This is a genomic window from Neisseria sp. P0021.S005 (assembly GCF_051956955.1).
Map to the genome: position 1 here is coordinate 1 of NZ_JBQCWY010000737.1, position 1,465 is coordinate 1,465.

At 47.6% G+C, this 1,465-nt stretch carries 1 protein-coding gene; it reads left to right on the plus strand.

Annotated features, from left to right (window positions below; genetic code table 11):
- Nucleotides 1-35 precede the first annotated feature (35 nt).
- Nucleotides 36-1,301: a Glu/Leu/Phe/Val family dehydrogenase gene (locus ACTHUE_RS18850; protein WP_049331560.1), complete on the plus strand. Its 1,266-nt coding sequence runs from the start codon at nt 36-38 to the stop codon at nt 1,299-1,301.
- Nucleotides 1,302-1,465 lie beyond the last annotated feature (164 nt).

Sequence of the window (1,465 nt, forward strand, 5' to 3'; positions counted from 1 at the left end):
TCTCGTCTAATCATGTGTATGAAAAGGAAAAATACATGTCCGCATCTGCTGTTAAAGAAACACTGAATCCGTTTGAAATTGCACAAAAACAAGTAAAAATTGCCTGCGATCGCCTGAATGCCGACCCAGCAGTATTTGAAATCTTGAAAAAGCCGCAACGTGTTTTGGAAGTCAACTTCCCTGTCAAACTCGACAACGGTACAGTAGAAAACTTCACCGGCTATCGTTCACAACACAATAATGCCGTCGGCCCTTACAAAGGCGGCGTGCGCTTCCATCCCAATGTAAATCTGGACGAAGTCAAAGCCCTGTCTATCTGGATGACCATCAAATGCTGCGTGGCCGGTATTCCTTACGGCGGCGGTAAAGGCGGTATCACTTTGGATCCGCGCAATTATTCCGAAGCAGAATTAGAACGCATTGCCCGCGCTTATTCCGAAGCCATTTCTCCGCTGATCGGCGAGAAAATCGATATTCCTGCACCTGATGTGAACACCAACGGCAAAATCATGTCTTGGATGGTTGATGCCTATGAAAACGTGGTAAAACATTCCGCACCGGGCGTATTCACCGGTAAACCGGTTGAGTTTGGCGGCTCTTTGGCGCGTACCGAAGCCACCGGTTACGGCGTAAACTTCGCCGCCGTCCAAGCTTTGGAAAAACTGGGCAAAGACGTGAAGGGTGCCACTTACGCCATTCAAGGTTTCGGTAATGTGGGCTACCACACCGGTTACTATGCACACAAAGCCGGTGCGAAAATCGTTGCCGTTTCTACCGTTGACGTTGCCATCTACAACGAAAACGGCTTGGATATGGAAGCAATCATCAAAGAATTCCAAACCAAAGGTTTCATCACCAACGAAGCCGGCTACGGCAAAGAAATCAGCAATGCCGAACTTTTGGCTTTGGAAGTGGACGTACTCGCCCCTTGCGCGCTGGAAAACCAACTGACTTCTGAAAACGCTGGTAAAGTCCGCGCGAAAATCGTGGTTGAAGGTGCAAACGGCCCGACTACTCCAGAAGCCGACGTTATCCTGCGTCAAAATGGCGTATTGGTTGTTCCTGATATTTTGGCAAACTGCGGCGGCGTGGTGGTATCCTATTTTGAATGGGTACAAAACCTGCAAGGCTACTACTGGGAGTTTGACGAAGTTCAAGAGAAAGAAACCGTTGTCCTGCGCCGTGCGTTCCGCGATATTTGGAACTTGGCTCAAGAATACGATGTCGACCTGCGTACCGCTTCTTACATGATGAGTATCCGTCGTGTTGAAAAAGCAATGAAGCTGCGCGGCTGGTATTAATCGTTTGAGCGATAGCTAAGAGCAGGCCGTCTGAAATCTGTTTTCAGACGGCCTTAATGTTTTTGATAAGAGCCTTTACAAATTTTAATCCACCTTGATTCCATTTCAATCAAACTCAGCTATAATCCCCTTTTTTGACCTTTCCGGAAAAGACATAATCATGA

Excerpts from the sequence above, each read along its gene's own strand:
- ACTHUE_RS18850 (WP_049331560.1), top strand. The coding sequence starts at position 36 with ATGTCCGCATCTGCTGTTAAAGAAACACTGAATCCGTTTGAAATTGCA.